This is a genomic window from Verrucomicrobium spinosum DSM 4136 = JCM 18804, from assembly GCF_000172155.1.
In the GTDB taxonomy this organism is placed as follows: Bacteria; Verrucomicrobiota; Verrucomicrobiia; order Verrucomicrobiales; family Verrucomicrobiaceae; genus Verrucomicrobium; species Verrucomicrobium spinosum.
This window is the reverse complement of the sequence record NZ_ABIZ01000001.1, coordinates 176,670-197,243: the sequence shown is the minus strand read 5'-3', so window position 1 is coordinate 197,243 and position 20,574 is coordinate 176,670. Positions and strand designations below refer to the sequence as shown.

Annotated in this window: 17 protein-coding genes and 2 pseudogenes; 12 read left to right on the top strand and 7 right to left on the bottom strand. The window is 62.1% G+C overall.

Translation table 11 applies throughout. The annotated features are described in order from the left end of the window. Positions 1 to 25: 25 nt before the first annotated feature. The 4 genes from VSP_RS00725 to VSP_RS00710 form a co-directional block, all read right to left on the bottom strand. Positions 26 to 1,303 (bottom strand): hypothetical protein, encoded by a 1,278-nt coding sequence (locus tag VSP_RS00725; RefSeq protein WP_009958059.1) that lies wholly within the window; start codon positions 1,301 to 1,303, stop codon positions 26 to 28. Positions 1,304 to 1,424: 121 nt separating this feature from the next. After that, the gene (locus tag VSP_RS00720; RefSeq protein WP_009958058.1) at positions 1,425 to 2,801 is read right to left on the bottom strand and encodes a DUF1552 domain-containing protein; all 1,377 of its coding nucleotides are present in this window, start codon (positions 2,799 to 2,801) and stop codon (positions 1,425 to 1,427) included. Positions 2,802 to 2,946: 145 nt separating this feature from the next. After that, the gene (locus VSP_RS38715; protein WP_009958057.1) at positions 2,947 to 3,438 is read right to left on the bottom strand and encodes a four helix bundle protein; all 492 of its coding nucleotides are present in this window, start codon (positions 3,436 to 3,438) and stop codon (positions 2,947 to 2,949) included. Positions 3,439 to 3,479: 41 nt separating this feature from the next. After that, positions 3,480 to 5,936: a DUF1592 domain-containing protein gene (locus tag VSP_RS00710; protein ID WP_198141284.1), complete on the bottom strand. Its 2,457-nt coding sequence runs from the start codon at positions 5,934 to 5,936 to the stop codon at positions 3,480 to 3,482. A 121-nt stretch (positions 5,937 to 6,057) separates the two neighbouring features. On the opposite strand from VSP_RS00710, the gene VSP_RS38710 reads away from it, so the two are divergent. The 9 genes from VSP_RS38710 (at position 6,058) to VSP_RS00665 (ending at position 15,557) form a co-directional block, all read left to right on the top strand. Next, positions 6,058 to 7,881: a sensor histidine kinase gene (locus tag VSP_RS38710; RefSeq protein WP_009958055.1), complete on the top strand. Its 1,824-nt coding sequence runs from the start codon at positions 6,058 to 6,060 to the stop codon at positions 7,879 to 7,881. 83 nt (positions 7,882 to 7,964) lie between these two features. Further along, a complete protein-coding gene (locus VSP_RS00700; protein WP_009958053.1) occupies positions 7,965 to 8,570 on the top strand; it encodes a response regulator transcription factor in 606 nt (201 codons plus the stop codon). 104 nt (positions 8,571 to 8,674) lie between these two features. Beyond that, the gene (locus tag VSP_RS00695) at positions 8,675 to 9,064 is read left to right on the top strand and encodes a response regulator transcription factor (protein ID WP_009958051.1); all 390 of its coding nucleotides are present in this window, start codon (positions 8,675 to 8,677) and stop codon (positions 9,062 to 9,064) included. A gap of 54 nt (positions 9,065 to 9,118) precedes the next feature. Beyond that, positions 9,119 to 10,579 (top strand): arylsulfatase B, encoded by a 1,461-nt coding sequence (locus VSP_RS00690; protein WP_009958050.1) that lies wholly within the window; start codon positions 9,119 to 9,121, stop codon positions 10,577 to 10,579. A 50-nt stretch (positions 10,580 to 10,629) separates the two neighbouring features. After that, positions 10,630 to 11,391: a DUF2092 domain-containing protein gene (locus VSP_RS00685; RefSeq protein ID WP_009958049.1), complete on the top strand. Its 762-nt coding sequence runs from the start codon at positions 10,630 to 10,632 to the stop codon at positions 11,389 to 11,391. Positions 11,392 to 11,413: 22 nt separating this feature from the next. Continuing rightward, the gene (locus VSP_RS00680) at positions 11,414 to 11,812 is read left to right on the top strand and encodes a hypothetical protein (RefSeq protein ID WP_009958048.1); all 399 of its coding nucleotides are present in this window, start codon (positions 11,414 to 11,416) and stop codon (positions 11,810 to 11,812) included. A gap of 25 nt (positions 11,813 to 11,837) precedes the next feature. Then, complete coding sequence (locus VSP_RS38705) at positions 11,838 to 13,019, top strand: hypothetical protein (RefSeq protein ID WP_009958047.1); 1,182 nt, start codon at positions 11,838 to 11,840, stop codon at positions 13,017 to 13,019. Positions 13,020 to 13,122: 103 nt separating this feature from the next. Then, positions 13,123 to 13,872, top strand: coding sequence for a DUF3313 family protein (locus tag VSP_RS00670; RefSeq protein WP_009958046.1), 750 nt, complete (start codon positions 13,123 to 13,125; stop codon positions 13,870 to 13,872). Between the two features lie 62 nt (positions 13,873 to 13,934). Continuing rightward, entirely contained in the window at positions 13,935 to 15,557 is a 1,623-nt protein-coding gene (locus VSP_RS00665) for an esterase/lipase family protein (RefSeq protein ID WP_157210661.1), read from the top strand. A 192-nt stretch (positions 15,558 to 15,749) separates the two neighbouring features. On the opposite strand, the gene VSP_RS00660 is transcribed toward VSP_RS00665, so the two are convergent. Continuing rightward, entirely contained in the window at positions 15,750 to 16,595 is an 846-nt protein-coding gene (locus tag VSP_RS00660; RefSeq protein WP_009958044.1) for a hypothetical protein, read from the bottom strand. Between the two features lie 391 nt (positions 16,596 to 16,986). After that, positions 16,987 to 17,184, bottom strand: a pseudogene (locus VSP_RS41825) (chemotaxis protein CheW); the annotation flags it as partial. A 122-nt stretch (positions 17,185 to 17,306) separates the two neighbouring features. Here VSP_RS41825 and tnpA point away from each other — a divergent pair. The 3 genes and pseudogenes from tnpA to VSP_RS33220 all read left to right on the top strand — a co-directional run. Next, on the top strand, positions 17,307 to 17,651 hold the full coding sequence (tnpA, locus tag VSP_RS00655; protein WP_009958043.1) for an IS66 family insertion sequence element accessory protein TnpA: 345 nt from the start codon (positions 17,307 to 17,309) through the stop codon (positions 17,649 to 17,651). Further along, positions 17,645 to 18,004 carry an IS66 family insertion sequence element accessory protein TnpB gene (gene tnpB / locus VSP_RS00650; RefSeq protein ID WP_009958041.1) on the top strand — a complete coding sequence of 120 codons (360 nt, stop codon included), beginning with the start codon at positions 17,645 to 17,647 and terminating at the stop codon, positions 18,002 to 18,004. Before tnpA ends, tnpB begins: the two co-directional genes overlap by 7 nt. 89 nt (positions 18,005 to 18,093) lie before the next feature. Further along, positions 18,094 to 19,086, top strand: a pseudogene (locus VSP_RS33220) (IS66-like element ISVsp3 family transposase); the annotation flags it as partial. 249 nt (positions 19,087 to 19,335) lie between these two features. Here the strand turns inward: VSP_RS33220 and VSP_RS33215 are convergent. Beyond that, the gene (locus VSP_RS33215; RefSeq protein WP_009958038.1) at positions 19,336 to 20,391 is read right to left on the bottom strand and encodes a transposase; all 1,056 of its coding nucleotides are present in this window, start codon (positions 20,389 to 20,391) and stop codon (positions 19,336 to 19,338) included. Positions 20,392 to 20,574: the final 183 nt, after the last annotated feature.

Below are 20,574 nucleotides of genomic sequence, written 5' to 3'. Positions count from 1 at the left end.
TCCATTGCTCCATCACTCCAGGAGATCAGTACTTGGGAAAGATGACGGGGGTGGGGAAGCGGTCTTCCGCATCGGAGCCATCGCCGACGTATTCCTCGCGAGGCACTTGCACCTGGGGCCAACCGGTAGGACGAATGCGGACGACTCTCGTCGGGCGGATGCCTTCGATGACGAGGTCCGTCTCAAACTGGACTTGAATACCGCTGCTGCCCACAGGGGCCTCGCCAGGCGTCTTCGTGACATTGAGGATGGGGCCCTTGGAAGCCATGTGCGCGGGGCCGTAGGCACCGCCGGCATGCTTCAGGGTATTCTCCGCTCCATTCACCAAGACCTGGCCACCCTTCTGGAAGTCGGCGTAGAGAGATTCGTCCATGCCGCCGAACAAGGTCGCGGTCACGGTGGCGCGGCCGAACTTGCCATACTCGACCGTGTCCACCCAGGCGGGCATCCAGCGGCTGCGGATGAAGGCCTTGTGCGTCTCGGTTTGATTTTGAGCGGCGCGTTGCATCGATGCGTCATCCAGCCAGATGTCCGAGATATGGAAACGGGTGAAGATACCATCGGGCGTGGGCTTCCAGGTGATCCCGAGCAGCACGGCCTGACCATCGAGCGATTTCTTGCCGTTGGCGGGCCAGATGCCCTCGGTTACCAAGTCGGCGATCGCAAGGGATTCGCGACCGCGCCAGACGCGCGTGGCGGCGTCGAAGGTCAGCTTTTCTTCCTGGGCTTTGCCACCCGCAGCAGGCCCCGCCTTCGGCTCGCGACTGGCGATGATCATGCCCTCATGGTTTTTGAGTTCGAGCTCCTTGAGCTTCCAGACCAGGCCCTCACGCTGACAGTGGCTGGGCTCGTCTTCCAGGAGGAGGACGTGGTTCTCAGCCGGTGCGACACCGGTGCCGCTGTAGCCCGCGATCTTGTCCTTGTTGTTGACCGGCAACACAGGCACCGCAGAGAGTTTCGGGTCTGGCGGAAGGAAAGCCCGGACGTGCATCACGGTGCCGAGCGGAATGTCCCTCAGATCCGCCGGGGCATGGTGATAACGAACGACGGCGTACGGGAGCAGGGCAAAGGGTTGCGGGGCATTGCGGAAATAAGTGCCGCCCTCACCCTGCACGCGGAGGCTGCCGCGGCGGTTGACATGATCCACAAAGACAAGTTCGCCACGGTAGGTGTGAGCCTTCTCGAGAGGCGGGAACTTCCCCGCTTCCGGACGAAACGGCTCGTCTGCGGCTGCGGCGTTTGCGAAGGAGGAGGAAAGGGAGAGGCCGAGGCACAGGGCCACGAGCCAGGGGGCTCGGTTCATGGAGGAGAGGGGAGTGTTGGAGAAATGGAGTGTTGGAGTATTGGAATGATGAAATGGCGGGGCTCTGGAGTGATTTCCTCTACTCCATCACTCCAATAATCCATCACTCCCTGATGTCGCCTTAGATCGCGATCACCTTGTTGCTGTCGCCAAACTTGTCAGTCTCCACGCCCATGCGCTGGGCCATGAGGAGGAGCAGGTTGCTCATGTGGGCATCGGAGTTCACGGGGCGGCTGCAGACCTGATAGTGCGCGGTGGTAAGCGCTCCGTCCGCGCCAAGAGAGTAGCCCTGGAAGCCTGCGGCGGTCGCGTTGAAGTCCAGATGCTGGCCGTGCTTCAGCCCGAGATCCGAGCCACCGGCGAGCACCAGCGGAAGGTTGGCGTTGCCATGGCTGTGGCCGTAGGACATGCCGCTGCCAAAGAGGGACATGGTGGAGCCAAGCAACGACTTGCCGTTGATGTCCTTGGTCTCTGCGAGCCGGGTGAGGAAATAGCTGTACTGCTCGATGGCGAAGGTGTCGTAGTTGGTGAGCTTCTCCATGTAGCCCTGATCGCCACCGTGGTGGCTGAGCTGGTGACGCGACTCTGTGATGCCGATTTCAGGGATGGCGATGGCCTGGCCTTCGCCACCGAGGCTGAAGGTCGCCACGCGGGTCACATCCGTCTGGAACGCGAGCACCATGAGGTCATAGACCGTGCGGAAATAGTCACCGGCTTTGGTGTCGGCGATGTCGCGGTTGGTGCGCTGGCGATCGGTGTCGGAGATGGTGGGCAGTGGCGTATCCAGCCAGGCATCGGCCCGCCGCGTGCGGATCTCCGCCTCGCGGACGGAGGTGAGGTATTGATCCATGCGCCCTTTGTCCTGAGAGCCCATTTTCTTCTCCATCCGGCGCACCTCGGCGAGGTTGTCATCCAGGACGCTGCCCTTGCGGCGCAAGGCCCGCCGCTGCGCGGCGATGCCGCCCTTTGGCTCCTCGAACATGGAGGCAAAGATTTCACTGCAACGGCGCATGGCCGGCAGCCGGACCCCGTCCGCCGTCCAGGCCAGGGATTCCTGGGTGATGGCCACTTCAAGCGAAGGGTAGCGGGTGTGCTGCGCGGTGATCTCGGCCATCTTCTGGTCCACGGAGATCGTGTTTTTGTCAGACGGGCCAAGCTTGCCACCCGTCAGCCAGACATTGATGCAGTTGTGGTGATGGCTGAGACTGCCCGGATGATGCAGGCCGCTGATGGGCGTGATGACGTCGCGATGCTTCTCAAGCGGCATGAGCGACCGGGAAAACTTGTAGTCCTTCCCCGGCGCGGTGATCTGGTAGTTCAGGGAATGAACGCCGTTTGCCAGATAGATGAAAGCGCTGCGCCGCGGCGTGGCGGTGACAGCCTCCGCTGCCCGAGCAGGGACCATGCACTCCAGCAGCGGCAGGGAAATGAAAGAGCCCAGTGCCTTGAGGGCATGGCGGCGGTCGATCAGCCAGGATTGGGAAAGGTAGTTGCTCATGGGACGGAGGGGTGGAATGGCGGGGCGAGGAGGTGGAGTGGTGGAATACTGGAGTGAAGGAGTAATGGAATGTTGGAGGATGCGGTGTTGGAGACGTGAGACGAGGGAGAGGTGGAGCAATGCATTTCATCAATCCAATACTCCACTACTCCATCACTCCCTCCAGCAACAGCTCAAGGTCGTGGGTGACGTCGGGATCTGCGTTATACTCAACAAGGCCTGCGCGGACGACGAGTGTCTCAGTCCAATCGTTGGCATCGCGCTTCAGTTCAAGAGCCCCGACAAGCTTCAGAAGACGATTTTCCAGCCGGAAAATCAGGGTGTCGAGTTGTTCAAAGGTGGAGCGCTCGATCTGACCATTGCGTGAGTATGCGATGAAGCCCGAAAGAGTTTCACCAAGTGATCCTAGAGCGATGTTGAGATGCTGAAGGTACTCACGCACGGTGCGACGGCAGTATCCTTCGGCGATGTTGCGGTGGACGGAATCACTGGAAGCGATCGCCTGTGAGGCGAGCTTTTTCAGCTCAAAAGGCCACCCGCGAACAGCGCTGTAAGCGAGCCCGTAAAGCTCGATAGCATCCTGCCAGACCAGCAGCTGCTGGTATCCACGATTCTTGTTTCGTCTGGTGGTGCTCATGTTTATTCAATACTCCATCACTCCAATACTCCACCACTCCATCATCTCTTCCGCATGAGGTCTGACAACGCCACGGCACGGACGATGTCCTTCACGCCGTACTGGTTCTTCTTCGCTTCTGCCGCGATGACCGTGATGTCTTCCTCGTCATCCACCGTGAGCACACGACGGAGGCCGTAGGTGCTGAGGTGTTCGATAAAGGCCCGCACGAACTTGTCGCGATCCTCAATCAAGAGTCGTTTGAAATCGTTGGCGTCCTTGAAGGCACGTCCATCGGGCATCTCGCCACTGGGATTGACCAGGGGATTCTTGCCCACTCCGGCCGCGACATTCTCATGGGTGCGCCACTGGCCGATGGCGTCGTAGTTGTCCCAGGCAAGGCCGAGGGGGTCGATCTTTGCGTGACAGGCGGCGCAGTTCGCGTTGTTGCGGTGCGCCTCCAGTTTATCGCGGAGGGTTGCCTTGGGGCTTGTGGGCGGGTTGGGCTCGATGGCAGGCACGTTGGCCGGTGGAGGCGGAGGCGTTTTGCCCAGGATCACCTCACTGAGCCAGACCCCGCGGTGCACCGGGCGGTGGCGTGTTCCGTCCGAGGTGAGTCCGAGCGTCGCGCCCATGGTGAGCAGTCCGCCACGCCGGTCTTCTGGTTTGAGCGAGACCCGCAGGAAGCCATCTGTCTTGGGCTCCGGCAGTCCGTAAAAATCGCAGAGCCGGGAGTTGGCCATGGTCCAGTTGGAATCGATGAAACTTTCCATGGGCAGGTTCTTTACGAGCATTTCGCGGAAGAACTCCACCGGCTCCTCCCGCATGCTCGTCTCCAGCCACAGGTCATAGTTGGGGTAGAGCTTTTTGTCCGGCGGGAACATGCCCACGCGGTGCAGTTGCAGCCACTGGCGGGAGAAGTCTTCGACGAAGCGGTTGATCCGGCTGTCTGCCAGAATTCGGTCCACCTCTTTCTTCAATCCCCCGCCGTTCAGGGTGCCGCCTTTGGCTGCGGTGAAGAGGGCCTCATCCGGCATCGAGCTCCACAGAAAGTACGAGAGGCGTGAGGCGAGCTCCATGTCGGTGAGACGCTCGCGGGCCACCGGCTCGCCCTCGACGAGGTAGAGGAAATTACGCGATGTCAGCACGCCCTGCATCGCCACCCGGTAGGCCTCGGCGGGTTTTTCCCCGGCCTCGCGTTCGGTGCGGTAGGATTTCAGATACTGCTCCAGCTCCTCCTTGTTGACGGGACGGCGCCAGGCGCGCTCGGCGAAGCGCTGCAGATGCTCTGCCACCACCTCAGGCGTCGCGTCATCGGAAGGCACCAGATCCTTGCGGAGAGCCTTCTCTGCATCGGTCACCAGCGGTCCCTCCCATTCGATCCAGTCCAGGAGCACTGTCGAGAAGAGGCCGTTCCCCTTGTCATCGAACATCTGCGGGGCATTCGGGTTCAGGAGCAGGGTCTCGCTGCTGTGGGTGAAAACATACCCGCCCCGGCTGGAGAGCGCATTGCGGAAAGCTGCACCGCTTCTCCTGTCCACCACATCGGTGGCCACAACGCAGAAGTCCAGCGTGGCGGGCATCTCAAGAAACACTTCGAACTCATACACCTGGGGCTTGTCCTCCGGTGCGGTGATGTCCAGGTCGATGAGGCTGTCCACCGTCTCCTCCCCGGTGCGTTTGCCGATGCTCAAGTGGGCGGGCTGACCGCCCGGGGGGCGGATGCCACTGGCCTGGAGCCGGACCTTGTAGAGCCCGCTGGACTCCGGTCCGGGTCTCCCAAACCAGTTGGGTGAAAGCGCATTCTGAACGGTGCCCGGGAAGAGGAGATAACGCAGCGGCCGCTTGATGCCGAACCGGTCCAGCGCTGCCTGTTGCTCCTTCCCGCCGTTGTACCGCAGATCGGCGGCGGTCTTGCGGACTTTGCGGGCCTCAGCACCGGAAGCAACGGGGAAGGCGCGGTCCAGCACCGTGCCCGCGGCGCGGTAGTAGCGGTCCACATGGGACGGAGATAGCGACAGCTCCGAGCCGATGCGCTCAAAGCCATGCCACAGCGTGTCTTCGTTCAGCTCCCCGGGCTTGGCGGGGTCGTACCGGACGCCGAGCAGGTCATAGACGGTGTTTTGATACTCCTTCCGGCTCAGGCGGTAGTGCGTGACCGCCGGCCGGGCCGCCATCCGCGCCGCCCGGCCCTCCTTGATCAACGCGTCGAGTTGCGTGACGAAGGCTGAGATCTCCTCCTGCGTGGGTTTCTTCTCCTTCTTCGGGGGCATCTCGCCGGAATTGACCTGCTCGATCATCTCCGCCCAATGATGGGCATCCGCGCCCACCTTGAAGTCGCGGGAGAGCTTGTCGATCCGCAGGTCCCCCTTCTCCTTCTCGGGGCCGTGACAGCTGATGCAGTGTTTCTCCAGGAAGACGTCAATCGGCGCGGCGGCACGGACGCCACCGGCAGGGCCGAGTCCGAGTCCAAGGCTGGCGACCAAGATGGCGGGGAGGCTGGAAGCAAAACGGGTCATGGAAGTGGTGACCATTACGTAGCCCGCACCGCCTTCATGCGCGAACCCCGAGAACTCGGGGGTCGGGAGGCCGCGTAGAGATCCCGTTGACGGTGCTTGCCCGCCTCGCGACTGTCGCCGCATGAACTGGATGACGGTGGCCTGGCCCATGGTGACAGCGACGTGCCTGACGCTCGCTCTCATCCATCTGCGTATTGCTACGGGGGAGTCCCGCCGGGCGGCACACCTCTTTTTCACGTTCAGTGCGATTGCGGTGGCGGCGATCAGCGTTCTGGAGGCGGGCATTCTCCAGTCGCAGGATCTGGCCACCTGCCAGAAGCTGTTGCGGTGGTCCTCCCTCCCCGTCGTTGTCATGGTGGCGTCGATTCTGGGCTTCGTGGGCAGTTTCTTCGGCACCGGCCGGCCAGTGCTTGCCTACGCCTCGATCACGCTCCTGACCATCGCCCACCTGGTGAACTTCTTCAGCAATGCACCGGCGGTGCGCGGTGCGGCGGCCTTGCGCCACGCGGAGACGTTCGGGAACATCAAGTACACCCTCCCCGTGATCACCCGTGGGCCCTGGACCTATGCTGAGATCGCCGCCGTGGTGCTGGCCATAGCGTTTGTCGCCGATGCCTCCTGGGCCGTCTGGAAGCGGGGTGAGAGGCAGAGGGCTCTCATAGTGGGAGGCAGCATCGTCTTTTTCTTTCTGGTCTCCCGCGGTCATACGATGCTCGTGGAGGAGGGCATCGTCCACTCTCCCTACTTCGTCAGCTTTGCCTTCCTGGCAGTGATCTTTGCCATGGGGCATGAGCTAAGCGGCGAGGTGTTTCGGGCGACGAGGCTGAGCCGCGAGCTACAGGAAAGTGAACGCCGCATGGATCTGGCGGCGCAGTCAGCCAACCTGGGCTTCTGGACCTGGCATCTCGCCAAAGATGAAATCTGGGTGAGTGAAACAACCCGCGAACTCTTTGAAACGGCCCCGACGGAAAAGATCAACTTCGCCCGGTTCGTGGCATCCCTTCACCCGGACGACCGGGAGCAGGTGACGCAGGCCATCACCCACGCGATCGACAGCGGTTCAGAGTATGAAAAGAGCTATCGCATTCATCTGCCGCGCGGGGGCGAGCGCTGGATTGTCGCGCGGGGTAAAGTGGAACTCTCCCCCCAGGGCAAGCCACTGCGCATGCGGGGAGTGCTGATGGATGTGAGCGCCCAGAAACTTGCCGAGGCAGAGCTGCTGCAACTGCGCCAGCAGCTGGCGCACGCCGGCCGGGTGTCCATGATGGGGCAGCTGGCCTCTGCGCTGGCTCACGAGCTCAACCAGCCGCTGGGGGCCATCCTGCGCAATGCCGAGGCGGCAGAACTGTTCTTGCAAGCGCCCCAGCCAGACCTGCAGGAACTGCGGGCCATCATCGGCGACATTCGCAACGACGACCAGCGGGCGAGCCAGGTGATTGACCGCCTCCGCTCCTTGCTGAAGCGCCAGGACATCGACCTCCTTCCGCTTCAAATCCCCACCTTGCTGGATGAAGTGCTCGCCCTCAGCCGCGCGGATGCTACAGCTCGCGGCATCCGCCTGGAGATGGCCTCCTCTCCCGAGCTGCCGGCCATCAGGGGTGACAGGGTGCACCTCCAACAGGTGCTTCTAAATCTGATCATCAATGCCATGGACGCCTTTCACGGTCTGGAGAGGGAGGAGAAGGTTGTAAAGGTGACGAGCTCGCACAACGATCCTGGCGGGGTGGAAATCCGCGTTGCCGACAACGCCAGCGGGCTGCCGGAGAAGAGGGAATCTGCCATCTTTGAGCCTTTCTTCACGACCAAAGCTCACGGGATGGGCATGGGGCTGCCCATCTCACGAACCATTGTCGAGGCCCACGGTGGCACCCTCTCCGCCAGCAATGGTGAAAATGGCGGGGCGGTCTTTTCCATCTGCATACCCGCAGCACAGGGGCTGGAGTAAGCCTTAGTTGCTGGGTTTCGCCAAAAAATGCAGTGGCATGAGCCACGCCTTGCGCCTTGAATGCAGGCCGATGCCCCCCTGCGATGTCCGAGGTTACCATTCACGTTGTTGATGATGATGAATCATTCCTCCGCGCCGTCGCCCGGCTTCTCCGGGCGTCCGGTTACGCGGTGGAGACCCACACCTCCGCAGCGGGCTTCCTGGGGGAACGCCACGCGAATGACCGCGGGTGCGTGATCTCTGACCTGCGGATGCCCGGCATGAATGGGCTGGAGATGCAGGAAGCCCTGGCCCGGGCCGGACACATCATGCCGGTGATCTTCCTGACCGGCAACGGCGACATTCCCAGCACTGTCAGCGCCATCCAAAAGGGGGCGGTGGACTATATTGAGAAATGTGCGCCCAAGGAGATACTGCTCGCCGCCGTGCAACGGGCACTGAGCCGTGAGAGCGATGACCATGGACGCCGCTTGAAACGGGCACAGCTCAAGTCCCGGCTGGCTGCTCTGAGCGAGCGCGAGCGCGAGGTGCTTTCAGAGGTGGTGCAGGGCAAGATGAACAAGGAGATCGCGGCGGATCTGGGAATTCACGAGCGTACCGTCAAACTGCACCGCACAGCCATCACCACCAAGCTGCAGGTCCAGTCTGTGGCGGAGCTGACGAGGCTCTGGCTCCAGGCAGGCCACTAGACATCCCAGGTGGCGGTGCCACCCCGGAGTGCGGGGCACACACCTGCCCCAAGGGGCAGTAGCAGACAGCAGCGTAGGCAAATACTCTTTGCCAGGCGCTCTCAATGAACCTGTCTGACATCCACATCGCAGTCGTCGATGACGACGAAAGCCTCTGCCGCTCGATGAGCCGGTTGCTGCGAGCGTCTCATCTGCATTCCAGCCTCTTTTCCTCGGCCGAGGCCTTTCTTGCCTGGGAGGGCCCTCAGGGGTTCGACTGCATTGTCCTCGATGTGCAGCTGGATGGAATGTCCGGACTGGAATTGTGCCGCCGTCTCTCCGGAGACGGTGACTCCGTCCCTGTCATCATCATCACGGCCCTCGACGACCCGGATGTGAAACAGCAGGCCGCCCGGGCCGGCTGCTTCCAGTGCTTCAGCAAGACAGATCCGGGTCACGATGTGGTGACCGCCATCCTCCGGGCCGTGGAGCAGCACCGTCAAGACGACAGATGACTGCCTCGCGCACCCTCCACGCCCTCCCACCCCAATCACTTCACCAGACCACCCATGAAATACCTGAACATCACCCTGCTCGCGGGGACATTGGCCGCATCTCTGCTGCCGCAGCTGCCCCTGGCTGCCGCACCGTCGGCCCCCAACATCATTCACATCGTGGCCGATGACCTCGGCTGGCAGGATGTGGGGTTTAACGGCTGCAAGGACATCCAGACGCCCCACCTGGACGCCCTGGCCAAGGGCGGTGCCCGGTTCACACAGTTCTATGTGCAACCCATGTGCACACCCACGCGGGCGGCACTCATGACGGGCCGTTACCCCTTCCGGTACGGTCTGCAGACGGCGGTCATCCCCTCCGTTTCCACCTATGGGCTGGACACGGGTGAGTACCTGCTGCCCCAGTGCTTGCAGGACGCCGGGTACACCACGGCCATCATTGGGAAATGGCACCTGGGCCATGCGGACAAAAAGTTCTGGCCCAAACAGCGTGGGTTTGAATACCAGTATGGTGCCATGATCGGCGAGCTGGACTACTACACCCACAGCGAGCACGGGGTGCTGGACTGGTTCCGCGACAACGAACCGGTGCATGAGGAGGGTTACACCACGAACCTGCTCGGGGCAGATGCGGTGAAGTACCTTGAGAAACAAAAGGCGGACCGCCCCTTTTACCTCTACCTGGCCTTCAATGCGCCTCACACGCCCTATCAGGCACCGCAGGAGTACATCGACCGCTACACGCACATCGCCGACCCCACCCGCCGCACTTATGCCGGCATGGTGGCCTGCCTGGATGACAACATCGGCCGGGTGGTGGCGGCTCTGGATAAAAAGGGCCTGCGTGAGAACACGCTCATCCTCTTCCACAGTGACAACGGCGGCACTCACAACCCCATGTTTGCCGGCGTCATGGCGGACGTGTCCAAGATAAAGATCCCCTGTGACAACAGCCCGTACCGCGATGGCAAAGGATCCCTGTTCGAAGGTGGCGTGCGCGTTTGCGCGCTGGCAAACTGGCCGGGCAAGATCAAACCCGCCACTGTGGATGGGTTGATCCACGCCACGGACATCTTCACCACCTTCACCAAGCTGGCTGGAGCCTCCACCTCCCGCTGCAAACCCCTGGACGGTGTGGATGCCTGGCCGACGATGGCGGAAGGCAGGCCCTCGCTTCGCGAGGAGGTGGTTTACAACGTGGAGCCCTATCGCGCCGCCCTGCGACAAGGGGACTGGAAGCTCATCTGGCGCACCACGCTGCCCTCCAGCGTGGACCTCTACAATCTCGCCGCGGACCCATTCGAGAAGACGAATCTCGCGGACGGCCAGCCGGAGAAGGTCGCATCGATGAAACTACGCCTGGATGAGCTCGCCCGGGGTGCTGCCAAACCGCTCTTCCTGGTGGATCAACTCAAGGTGGTGATGAAGAACATGAATGGCGAACCCGTCCTGCCCGGAGAGGACGGCTTCGGTGAGGCCGAGAGGGACGCTGCTCCCGCTGCTCCCGGTCACTGACCACCCGGCTACGCCCCTCACTTCCACTCCACCTCTTTTCATCAGTTCTTATGAAGATCCATCCTCGACATCTGGCCGTCTCGTCCTTCCTCCTGCTCCTCGCCGCAGGCTTGTCCTCCTGCATCACCGCAACACGTCCGCATGCGGATGCCAAGGCCAGCGCCGTGCTGGAGGCCATGTCCCAGCGGCTGGCCTCGGCCAAAAACCTGCGCGTCACGGCCACCCGTGATGCTTCCCCCGGCTTCTATGCCGGGTTTGACGTGGCCGAGCACGCCCGGATCCGGGCTGTGGTGGCCAGACCCGGCAGGCTGCACGCGGTGGCGGACACCAACCTGGGACGCCGCAGCGTGAGCTACGATGGACGCGAGATCGTCTTCGTCGATCACAAGGCCAACACCCACGCCCGTGTGAAGGCCGGCAAGGATATCGACAGCGCCGTGCGGGAGGTGGAAAACGTGTATGGCGTGATGCCCCCGCTCGCGGAACTGCTGGTCAACGACCCGGCGAGCATCCTGATGGAAGGGGTCACCCACTCCCAGCATGCCGGGACCCAGACGATCGCCGGCGTGCTTTGTGATCATCTTGTCTTCCAGCAGGCTCATCTGAACTGGGAGCTCTGGGTGTCCACCACTGACCACCTGCCGAGGAAGATGGTCATCACCCACCCCAATGGTGAGGGCGGACCGCCCCTGAAAGTCACGCTGCTCATCAAGTCCTGGGATCTCCAGCCCCCCGTCACCCAGGCCGACCTCAGCCTGCCCCTGCCCTCCGGCAGCACCCTCGTGGAAATGATCCCTCTCACCCGGCCCTGATAAACCCCGCTCCTGCTGTACTATGAAACAACTCACTCATCGTCTCACCGCCCTGGCCAGCCTGGGGCTCCTGATCGCGGGCGAACTGGCCCCCTCCATGGGCACCGCCGTCATTGCCACCGCCGCCGCATTGACACTGACCGTCACGCCTGAAGCACGGGCCATCCCGCCGCATGGCGTGGCCCGCCGCACCTCCCGCCGCACCACCCGCCGCGTGGTACGCCGCCATCTCTTCCTGATGCCGGCCGGTGCCGTGGCCGTCACCCACGGAGCGTACCGCTACTTTCACCACGGCGGCATCTACTACTACCCCTACATGATCGGGGGGCGCACCACCTATGTGGAGGTGGACGTGGATGTGTCCGGCAAGCCCCTGGCCCCACCGCCCGCGGCAGAGGTGGAGGTGGAGATCAACCTCTGAATTGTCTGATTCCTGAACCCGTTCTATGAAACATCACCTCTTCCCGCTCCTCATCGCCTCTGCCACGACCGCTGCGGCCCTGTCTCCCCTGGGGCTCCATGCGGGCACCGATGCCCCCCCGGCCAGGGACATCCCTGTCAGTCCGGCCCCTGCTTCTGCTCCCCCGGATGAGTGGAAGATCACCGCCTGGTCCTATGGGTGGCTCGCAGGCATAGAGGGCGTCAGCGGCATCAAAGGCTTCACCACAGATGTGGATGTGCCTTTCAGCGGCATCCTCGATCACCTGGACATGACGGCCGCCTTGAACATCGAGGCTCAGAAGGGCCGTTGGGGCGGATGGATCGACGGCATGTACCTGAAAGTGTCGGCAGGCGGGAGCACCCCGGATCCCCTGCTCCACAGTGTCAACGTCTCTGTCGAGCAGCTCCTTGTCGAAGCCGCCCTGTTCTACCGGATCTGGGAGGGGGAACATGGCTGGGTGGATCTCTATGGCGGGGCCCGCTACATGTCGGTAAAGGGGGACCTCGACCTCCAGCTGAGCGACACCGGGGTGGCCCGGATGTCTGATCAACTCAGCTCCCGCGTGGTGGAGGAAATTACCCGTCGTGTGAAATCCCGCGCCATAGAGGTGCTCGCCGCGAAGAGGGAGGAGATCTCCAGCCAGGTCGCCGCCCAGGCCGGTGCCGTGCTGGAAGATCTGAAGGCGCTGGGTGAATCGCATCCGGGGCTCATTGCCACCATCAAACAAAGCGAGCGCCTGCAGCAGGCCATTCGCGATGCGGCCGCAGCTCAGGTGGAAGAAAAAGTGGCTGCGGCCCAGGACGCCGCCGCCCAGGCCCGCTCTGCGGCAAGAAAGGCGGTGATTCGTGCGGAAAAAGCGCTGGCCAAAGAAATCGAAAGAGCCGTGCGCGAGAGCATCCCCACCTCCCTCTCCGGCTCCAAGGGCTGGGTGGATCCCTTTATCGGGGTTCGTGGTTACTACCACTTCACCGAGAGCTTCTACCTGGTGGGCAAGGCGGACGTCGGCGGGTTTGGCATCAGTTCCGATCTGGCGTGGCAGGCCTACGCCGCGCTGGGCTGCCATCTGAACAAGAGAACGGTCCTGGAACTGGGCTACAAATACATGAGTGTGGACTACACCAGCGGCGGATTCACCAATGACATGCGCACCTCTGGAGTCCTGCTCAATCTGGGACTCAAGTTCTAGGCCCGGCACCTGTCAGACTATTTCCTGATCCCTCCGGTCCATCTACGCGCCTTCGTGCGCAGTTCACCTTCATTTCAACTTCCCCTTCACTTCCCCAAAATTCATGCAGTGTTTTCCAGGTTTGTTCGCCGGTATTTTGCTGACCATGCTGTGCAGCTGTGCCTCAAAGACAACAGTCACCGACTCACTCAAGGCCAGGGCGGCCCCCGTATCTCCATTCATTCAGCATCCCCGGGAGCTGAAGCCCCAGCGGGAGCGCGCCCCCTTTGCACTGGTGTGGATCAATCCCGACCTGCCCGTCAAACGGGTGCAGTACAACTCCATCTACATCGCCCCGGTGGAAACCCGCTACCTGCGCGCCCCGCGGCCCAATCTCTCCCGTGCCACCACGGTGGAGAATGTGGAGCGCCCCGTCCGGGAAATCACCTCCTTGATGCAGCAGGCTTTCAGGAGGGCCTTTATGGAGTCGCCATCTCCCCGGCTGCACGTGACACCTCAACCCGTGGCCGGTGGCGTCACCCTGCAACTGGCCCTGGTGGAGCTCAATGCCACTGACATCGTGGGGAATGCGGTGAAGACCGCGGTGCCCTATGGCGGCGTTCTCAGTCCGCTGACGAGCGGGAACATCGCCATCGAGGGACGTGTGTGTGACAGTGCCACCGGCGAGGTCCTCTTCGAATTTGCCGACAACGAGCGGGATCAAATGACGCTGGTCAGCCTGCGGGACTTCTCCCCCTTCAACCACGCGAAGGCCGCAGTGGGTGCCTGGGCCACCCAGTTCGAGGAGCTCACCCGCACTTCAGCCTCCCACAAGGTCAAGGACTCCCCTTTGTTCACCCTTGATCCCCTGTGAGCCAGCGCTGAGCGCCCCACGTCCCTGTTCTTTGCATGCTGCGAGACTCCTTCTGCGCCCTCATGAAATTCAAACTCCGCCTGATCTTGTGCATGGCGCCGGCCCTTCTGATGGCGGCCTGCGCTTCGCATCCGCCTTCAAAAGACAATGCCTCCCGGCAGCACAAAGCTTCGGCAACCCCCCGGCAGGCGCTGGCCCAGGCGCTGGCCGATGCCGGGCAGGCGTGGGACGCCGGCATGGAAACTGAGGAGGGCCGCCTGCGCTACCATACCGCCGCCTCCCGGGTGGTGAACGCATGGATCGCCTGCCACGATGGATGCCCGCAGACTGCCAGTGACAATCTTGCCACGTCTGGCAGCGATTCATTCCAGATCCGGACTTCATCCCCTTCGGACCTCCACTTCGACAAGCTGATCCCGGCCAGCACCGTCCCCACGCGGGAGCTTCACACCCGGTTCACCCGGGAGGGGGTCGGCACCCCGCTCATCGCCTGGTGGAAATACACGGATGAACGCGCCGCGACCGAACCCTTCATGGGAAAGGCAGGCTATCTCGTCCCTGTCACGGCCACCCTCACCTTTGGCAAGTCTTCTCAAGCAGGCCGCCGCACGGCTGTCATTGAGCTGAAGGATCCCCGCCAGCAGGACTCCGTCGTGATGAAACAACATAAATTCCCCCTGGCCGCCGACTTCTCTGCTCCCGGGGAGTTTTTCCTGGCGCAAGCCCAGGCCCGCATGTCCGGCCTTGGAGGCCTGTTGAGCACGGAGACCAATCTTGGCAAACTGGGCCTCATCTCACTGGAGCCGCCAAAGAAAGACCGGATCCCGGTCATCTTGGTCCACGGCCTGATGTCGCGCCCTGCCACATGGCAAAATGTGGTCAATCAGCTCTGGAGCGATCCGCAGATCCAGAGCCAGTGCCAGTTCTACTTCTTCCGCTACCCCAGCGGAGTCCCCGTGATCTACAGTGCCGCCAAGCTGCGTGAAAGACTGGAAGTCCTGCACGGCGAGTACCTCAAAGCAGGGAGCCGGAAGCACCTGAACCAAATGGTGCTCATCGGCCACAGCATGGGCGGACTGGTCAGCAAGTCCCAGGTGCAGGACAGCAAGGACAAGCTGTGGGTCAACGTCTTCGGCACCACACCTGACAGACTGAATCTCCCCCAGGCGCAGCTCGATTCGCTGCGCACCTATCTGGAATACAAAGCCAATCCCCATGTGAGCCGGGTGGTCTTCGTCGCCACCCCGCATCGGGGCAGCAATCTCGCCCAGGGCTGGAGCGGGGCCATTGGCAGCCGGCTGGTCCGCCTGCCTGCCCACTTGATGTCAGATGCCACCAGCATGCTCCAGGGTGAGCTCCCGAAGGACAGCCCGCTGCGCCGGCTGGTGGAGCAAGGTCTCCCCACCAGCATCAGCAACTTGTCCCCCAGTTCCAAGTTCGTGCAGACCTCCATCGCCATCCCACTCCGCCCCGGCCTGCACATCCATTCCATCATTGGGAACAAGGGGCAGCGTCCGCTGGAGGATCCCCGTTGTTCTGACGGAGTGGTTCCCTATGCCAGCGCCCATCTCGATGGCGTAGAATCCGAGTTTGTGGTCCCCAGCGGTCACGGTGCCCATGAGCACCCCGAAGCTGTCGCGGAGATTCGACGCATCCTCCATAAGCACCTCGCGAGCCTCGACTGAGGGGCGCTCCGCGAGCGTGCCCGACAGGAGGCAGCCACGGGTCAAACCACTGGATCGGAACTGCCGGACCACACGCCCCCACCCATGAAGGTTTGAAAGTGCACGCCTGCCAGAGCTGCGAAGAGGGGCCGCGCTGAGGTCGCTGCGCCGAGGTGAGGCCACGGCTTCACCTCGCCCTGCGATGGGGAGCATTCAACTTTCTTCTGCCGTACTGGCCGGTCCTTTCGCCTCTGCCACGCAACGCAGAGCTTCCGCCACCGGGGCGAGATGCAGATCACGTCTCAGCACCCCGCGATACTGGCCTGCGGCAACGAGAAGTTCGCCATACGCTTCGTAAAACGGGCGATCAGAATCCAACGCCTGTTGAAGTAGTTTCGTGCTTGGAAGCCTGCGAAAATACTCCACGCGGAACGCGTCCAGCCCCAGACTTCCAAGAATCTTCTTCACTTGATCCCGTATTTTGGGGTCGTTCAGAATCGGGTTGTCCACGATCCCCTCTGTCGCCGCCAACACCTCGGGTGCCAGTTCCGGATAAGCACGGGCAACTTTCAGCTTTCTCATGAAAGCCTCGGATTCAAGTTCCACACGCGCCCCCTGCTGCCCTGCGCTGTGAAAAGTATCTTGGCGACGGAAGAGGGAGAAATCATAATTTTCGAGCTGGTGCCCGGTCTTCCGTTTCACTATCGCCACCGCCGCGTCGAGCACCATTCGCCACGTGTCGTGCACGGGGTTAAACCCCTCTTCCATGTCTCCATACACTCGATCAAACCCTCCCTTGATCAAGGCCTCCGCGAGTTCCTCGGCGAGCGCAGTGAAGATGCCGGTGTCTTTGCCAATCAGAGCGCGATAGACCGCCTGTTCCGGCATCCGGCCGAAAACAGAGCCAGGAGTGGCTCCCGCTGCTTGCAGCACCTTGGAGGTGGAACCCAACCGCGGCACACTGCCCGCACCCGAACCATCCGTGAGAACAAACACATGGGGCCGCGCGATCTCCATCCACCCATGCACTGCCAGCTCGTGCCCGGGATGCGCGATCACAAGTGCTGACCTTCCCCCGGAAGACGAGGGATCGAGGCGGATGCCGCAGCATGTTTGATCGTCACGGTCCATTTCGCCCCCCATACGGTGTGTAAAGCATCAAGCAAGCCAAAAGTCCGCGATCCTGGTGCGCCCGCAGGGCTTGCGCCGCAGCGCCATTTAAGACAGGCAATATCAAAGCGCGTAAGAACAAGCAATTCAATCCATCATTCGAGGCTTGCCACCTCATCGCCGTCTCAAGCGCATCCCTTCGGCGCACTTACACACCGGGGTCTGGGGAGTAAATACACACCCCTGAGTTCAGGCCCACAGTCTCGCGAGAAGCTCAATGCCCCAGGGTTCCATTCCTCTTAATCCTTATTCCCCACTCTTGCAGCAGCCCCTATCGCTCTCACACCACCCCGACTCTCGGCGCTCGAAAGGCAAACATTCCGGCAAAACTCCCGCCCTTCATGGGGCGGGCACCTCGTTGACGGCGGGCATCAAATTGTTCCCGTCGCGCCTCGAAGAACTCATCCACAAACCCCCGGCTTCCCAAGGCCACACCTAGCGTGAAGTACGTCACCCGATGACGCAGCGTAAGCGTCAAGCCGATCCCCGTCTGATGTCGCTATGAAGCGTTATCACCATCAGTCATAGCTGAGGGGTATGACTCATAGTGATCCTTCTTCCATAGCGTCAGCTCCACTCAAGCGTGATGTCAGGTCCAGGGTGCGCAGCACCCCGGCACAACGACACGCCGCGCTGGAGGCCTATGCCCGCTCAGGCCTGAGCGGGCCCCAGTTCGCCAGATCTGCTGGCATCAAGTACCAAACGCTGGTCTCCTGGCGCAGGCAGGCCAAAATCTCCACCTGCATTGCCACTCAGGCTGCCTCCCCTCCCATCGTGGCGTTTCTGGAGGCCGTCCCCATCTCCCCACTGCCTTCGACACGCCTGGATCTTCTGCTGCCCGGCACCGCCCGCCTGCACCTGTCCTGCTCCTCGCAGATGCCCCTGGTTGCAGCGCTGCTGCGTCAACTCGAACTCAAGCATTCCCCGGACCTCCACTCATGCTGAGCTTCTCAGGCAGCCTCAAGGTCTTCATCGCCCTTCAATCCTGTGACATGAGGGCCGGGGTGGGCACCCTTCAGGGCATGGTCAGTGCGCAGTTGCAGGACGATCCCCGCAGCGGCTCGCTCTTTGTCTTCAGCAACAGGCGCCACTCGGTGCTCAAGATCCTCTACTGGGACGGTTCGGGCTGGTGGCTGCTGGCCAAACGGCTCGAACAAGGCACCTTCAGCTGGCCGGCTGTCGCCGATCCTGCACAGACCAAGCTGGCCCTGGCCCCGCAGGCCCTGGCCATGCTCACCGACGGCATTGATCTGCGGGGCGCGAAGATGCGCCCCTGGTATGAACGTGAGACGGGATAGTTTCCTGCTTCCTGCATCTGAAGCTGGACAAGGGCGCGGCTTGAGGCCACATCACGAGCCTCGTGACTCCTGAACCTGACGCCGCCACTTTGATCGCAGAGCTTCGTGGGGAGCTTGCGGCGGTGCGTCTGGAAAACAAGCTGCTGCGCCTCAAGCTCGATGCCCTCTCGCGCCGGATGTTCGGCAAAAGCAGCGAGAAGCTGGATGCAGAGCAGATGCAGCTGCTGCTCGACGGGATCGAAGAGCTTACGCTGGCCGAAGAGTCGGCCCGTCAGACCCGGCCGGGCAGGGAGCCGTCCACCCCGGAGCCAGCCCGGGAGCGCAAGCCCCGCATCCCGGAGCACCTGCCGGTTAAAGAAGTGTTCATCGACCCCGAAGAGGTCAAGGCCTGTCCTGAGGACTGGGTGCACATCGGCGAAGAGGTCACCGAGCAGCTTGAGTACACCCCGGCAAGCTTCGAGCGCTTGCGCATCATCCGGCGCAAGTATGTGCGCAAGGACCAGCGGCATCTGCCTCCGGTGGTGGCTCCGTTGCAGCCCTGCCTGCAGGAGCGCTGCGTGGCAGCGCCCTCGCTGCTGGCCCACAGCATGGTCTCACGTTACCGGGACCATCTGCCCTGGCACCGGCTGGAGGGCATCTACGCCGGGCTGGGCGTGGAGATCTCGCGCCAGACGCTGGCCAACTGGAGCGGGATGACCGCAGAGGCCTGCGGGCTGCTCATGCGCGAGATCCATCAGAGCGTGTTTGCCAGCGGGTATGTCCAGCTTGATGAGACACCCATTGAGTACTTGAGCCCCGGTCATGGCCAGACCAAAACGGGTTACCTGTGGGTGGCGCACTCGCCGCTGACCCAGGAGACGTTCTTCCAGTGGCACACCGGACGGGCGGCCTTTTGTCTGGAGAGCCTGGTGCCTGCCGGGTTCGAGGGCATCATCCAGTGCGATGGGTATGCCGCTTACGCGTCTTTTGCCCAGAGCCGGGAGCGTGCGGGCACGATCCGGCTGGCGGGCTGCTGGGCGCATGCCCGGCGGAAGTTTTTTGAGGCCAGCACCTACTGCCAGGATGCCCTGTGGGTGCTGGTGCTGAAATGCGAAAAGACAGGCTATAAGTAATCCCGGAGAAAGAAAATCACAATCCAAATCATCATTGGAGGCATGCCTCCAATCTCTGCCCCATTTCACACCCCTCGGCGGAATTACCCGCAGCATTCCAGGCAGCAATCAGCACTCTTCCCGGATACAAATCCACAGACTCCCCAGGGGCACAATACCCCTTGGTCCCCTATATCCGTTTATGCGAGCCACCCTTCTTTGCGGCACCCCTTATTGCCCTCACACCACCCCGACTCTCGGCGCTCGAAAGGCGAACATTCCGGCAAAACTCCCGCCCTTCATGGGGCGGGCACCTCGTTGACGGCGGACATCAAATTGTTCACGGCGCGCCTCAAAGAACTCATCCACAAAACCCCGGCTTCCCAAGGCCACACCTAGCGTGAAGTACGTCACCCGATGACGCAGCGTCTCCGCGAGCGTCAGCCTGCCGTCTTCCGTGCGCACCTGCTCCACCACCTCACGCTTGATCCCCTTGCGCAGCACCTGGCTGTCCGAACCGTGACCGTCTCGAACCTCCTCCCCCTGGCCAAAGAGCCATACCCGGTAGCCGGAGAGGACCTTGGCCGCACTGGGAATCCGCTGCGAGCCCCTTGGCTGGTTCCGCTCGTGCAGACGATGCTCATTCGTGATCGTGTACAAGGCTGACATCGCCTTGCGCCCACCCGCCACCGCCTCCGCATAGCTGCACCACCGGTAGTCCTTGGGATCTTCCACCAGTCCCGCCCGCACCGGATTGAGATCGATGTAGGCACTCATCACCGAGAGCGTAGCGAGCTCACCTTCCAGCAGCACACTGGTGAAGCGCTCCTCCCAGAGTGTGCCCTTGCGATTCTCCCTCTTGTTGAACCACAAGCTGAAGCGCTGTTTGAGTTCCTTCATGAACTGGCTCACATCCCACATCCGCCCCAAATATCTCTCCTTGAGTTCCTCGGCCGCCGCGTCATGCCCCTGGCTGCGAAAGGTTTCCAGCGTCTCCTTGAGCATCCGCACCGCCGGTTGGGAATAGATCAACGCCGCCTGCTTGAGCAGCCATGCATCCGAATACACCGCCCCTTCAGGCCGCTTCTTCACCTCCACCATGATGTGGAAGTGATTGGACATCACGCAATAGGACAACACCCGCACCTGGCAGAACCCCTCATAGGCCCGCATCAAGCGCACAAACTGCTCCTTCTCCTCCGGCCCAAACGCCAACCGCCTCTCGACCACTCTGGAGATGCAGTGGTAATAGGCAACCGGAACCAGCGGATCGGCAAAGTAGCGAGGCGAGGCCATGGCAGCCCATCGCCCTAAAAGGTAGAGCCGTCAACTTCTCCTTCTCGTAATAGCCTGTCTCTTCGGCCTGTCTCTTCGGCCTGTCTCTTCGGCCTGTCTCTTCGGCCTGTCTCTTCGGCCTGTCTCTTCGGCCTGTCTCTTCGGCCTGTCTCTTCGGCCTGTCTCTTCGGCCTGTCTCTTCGG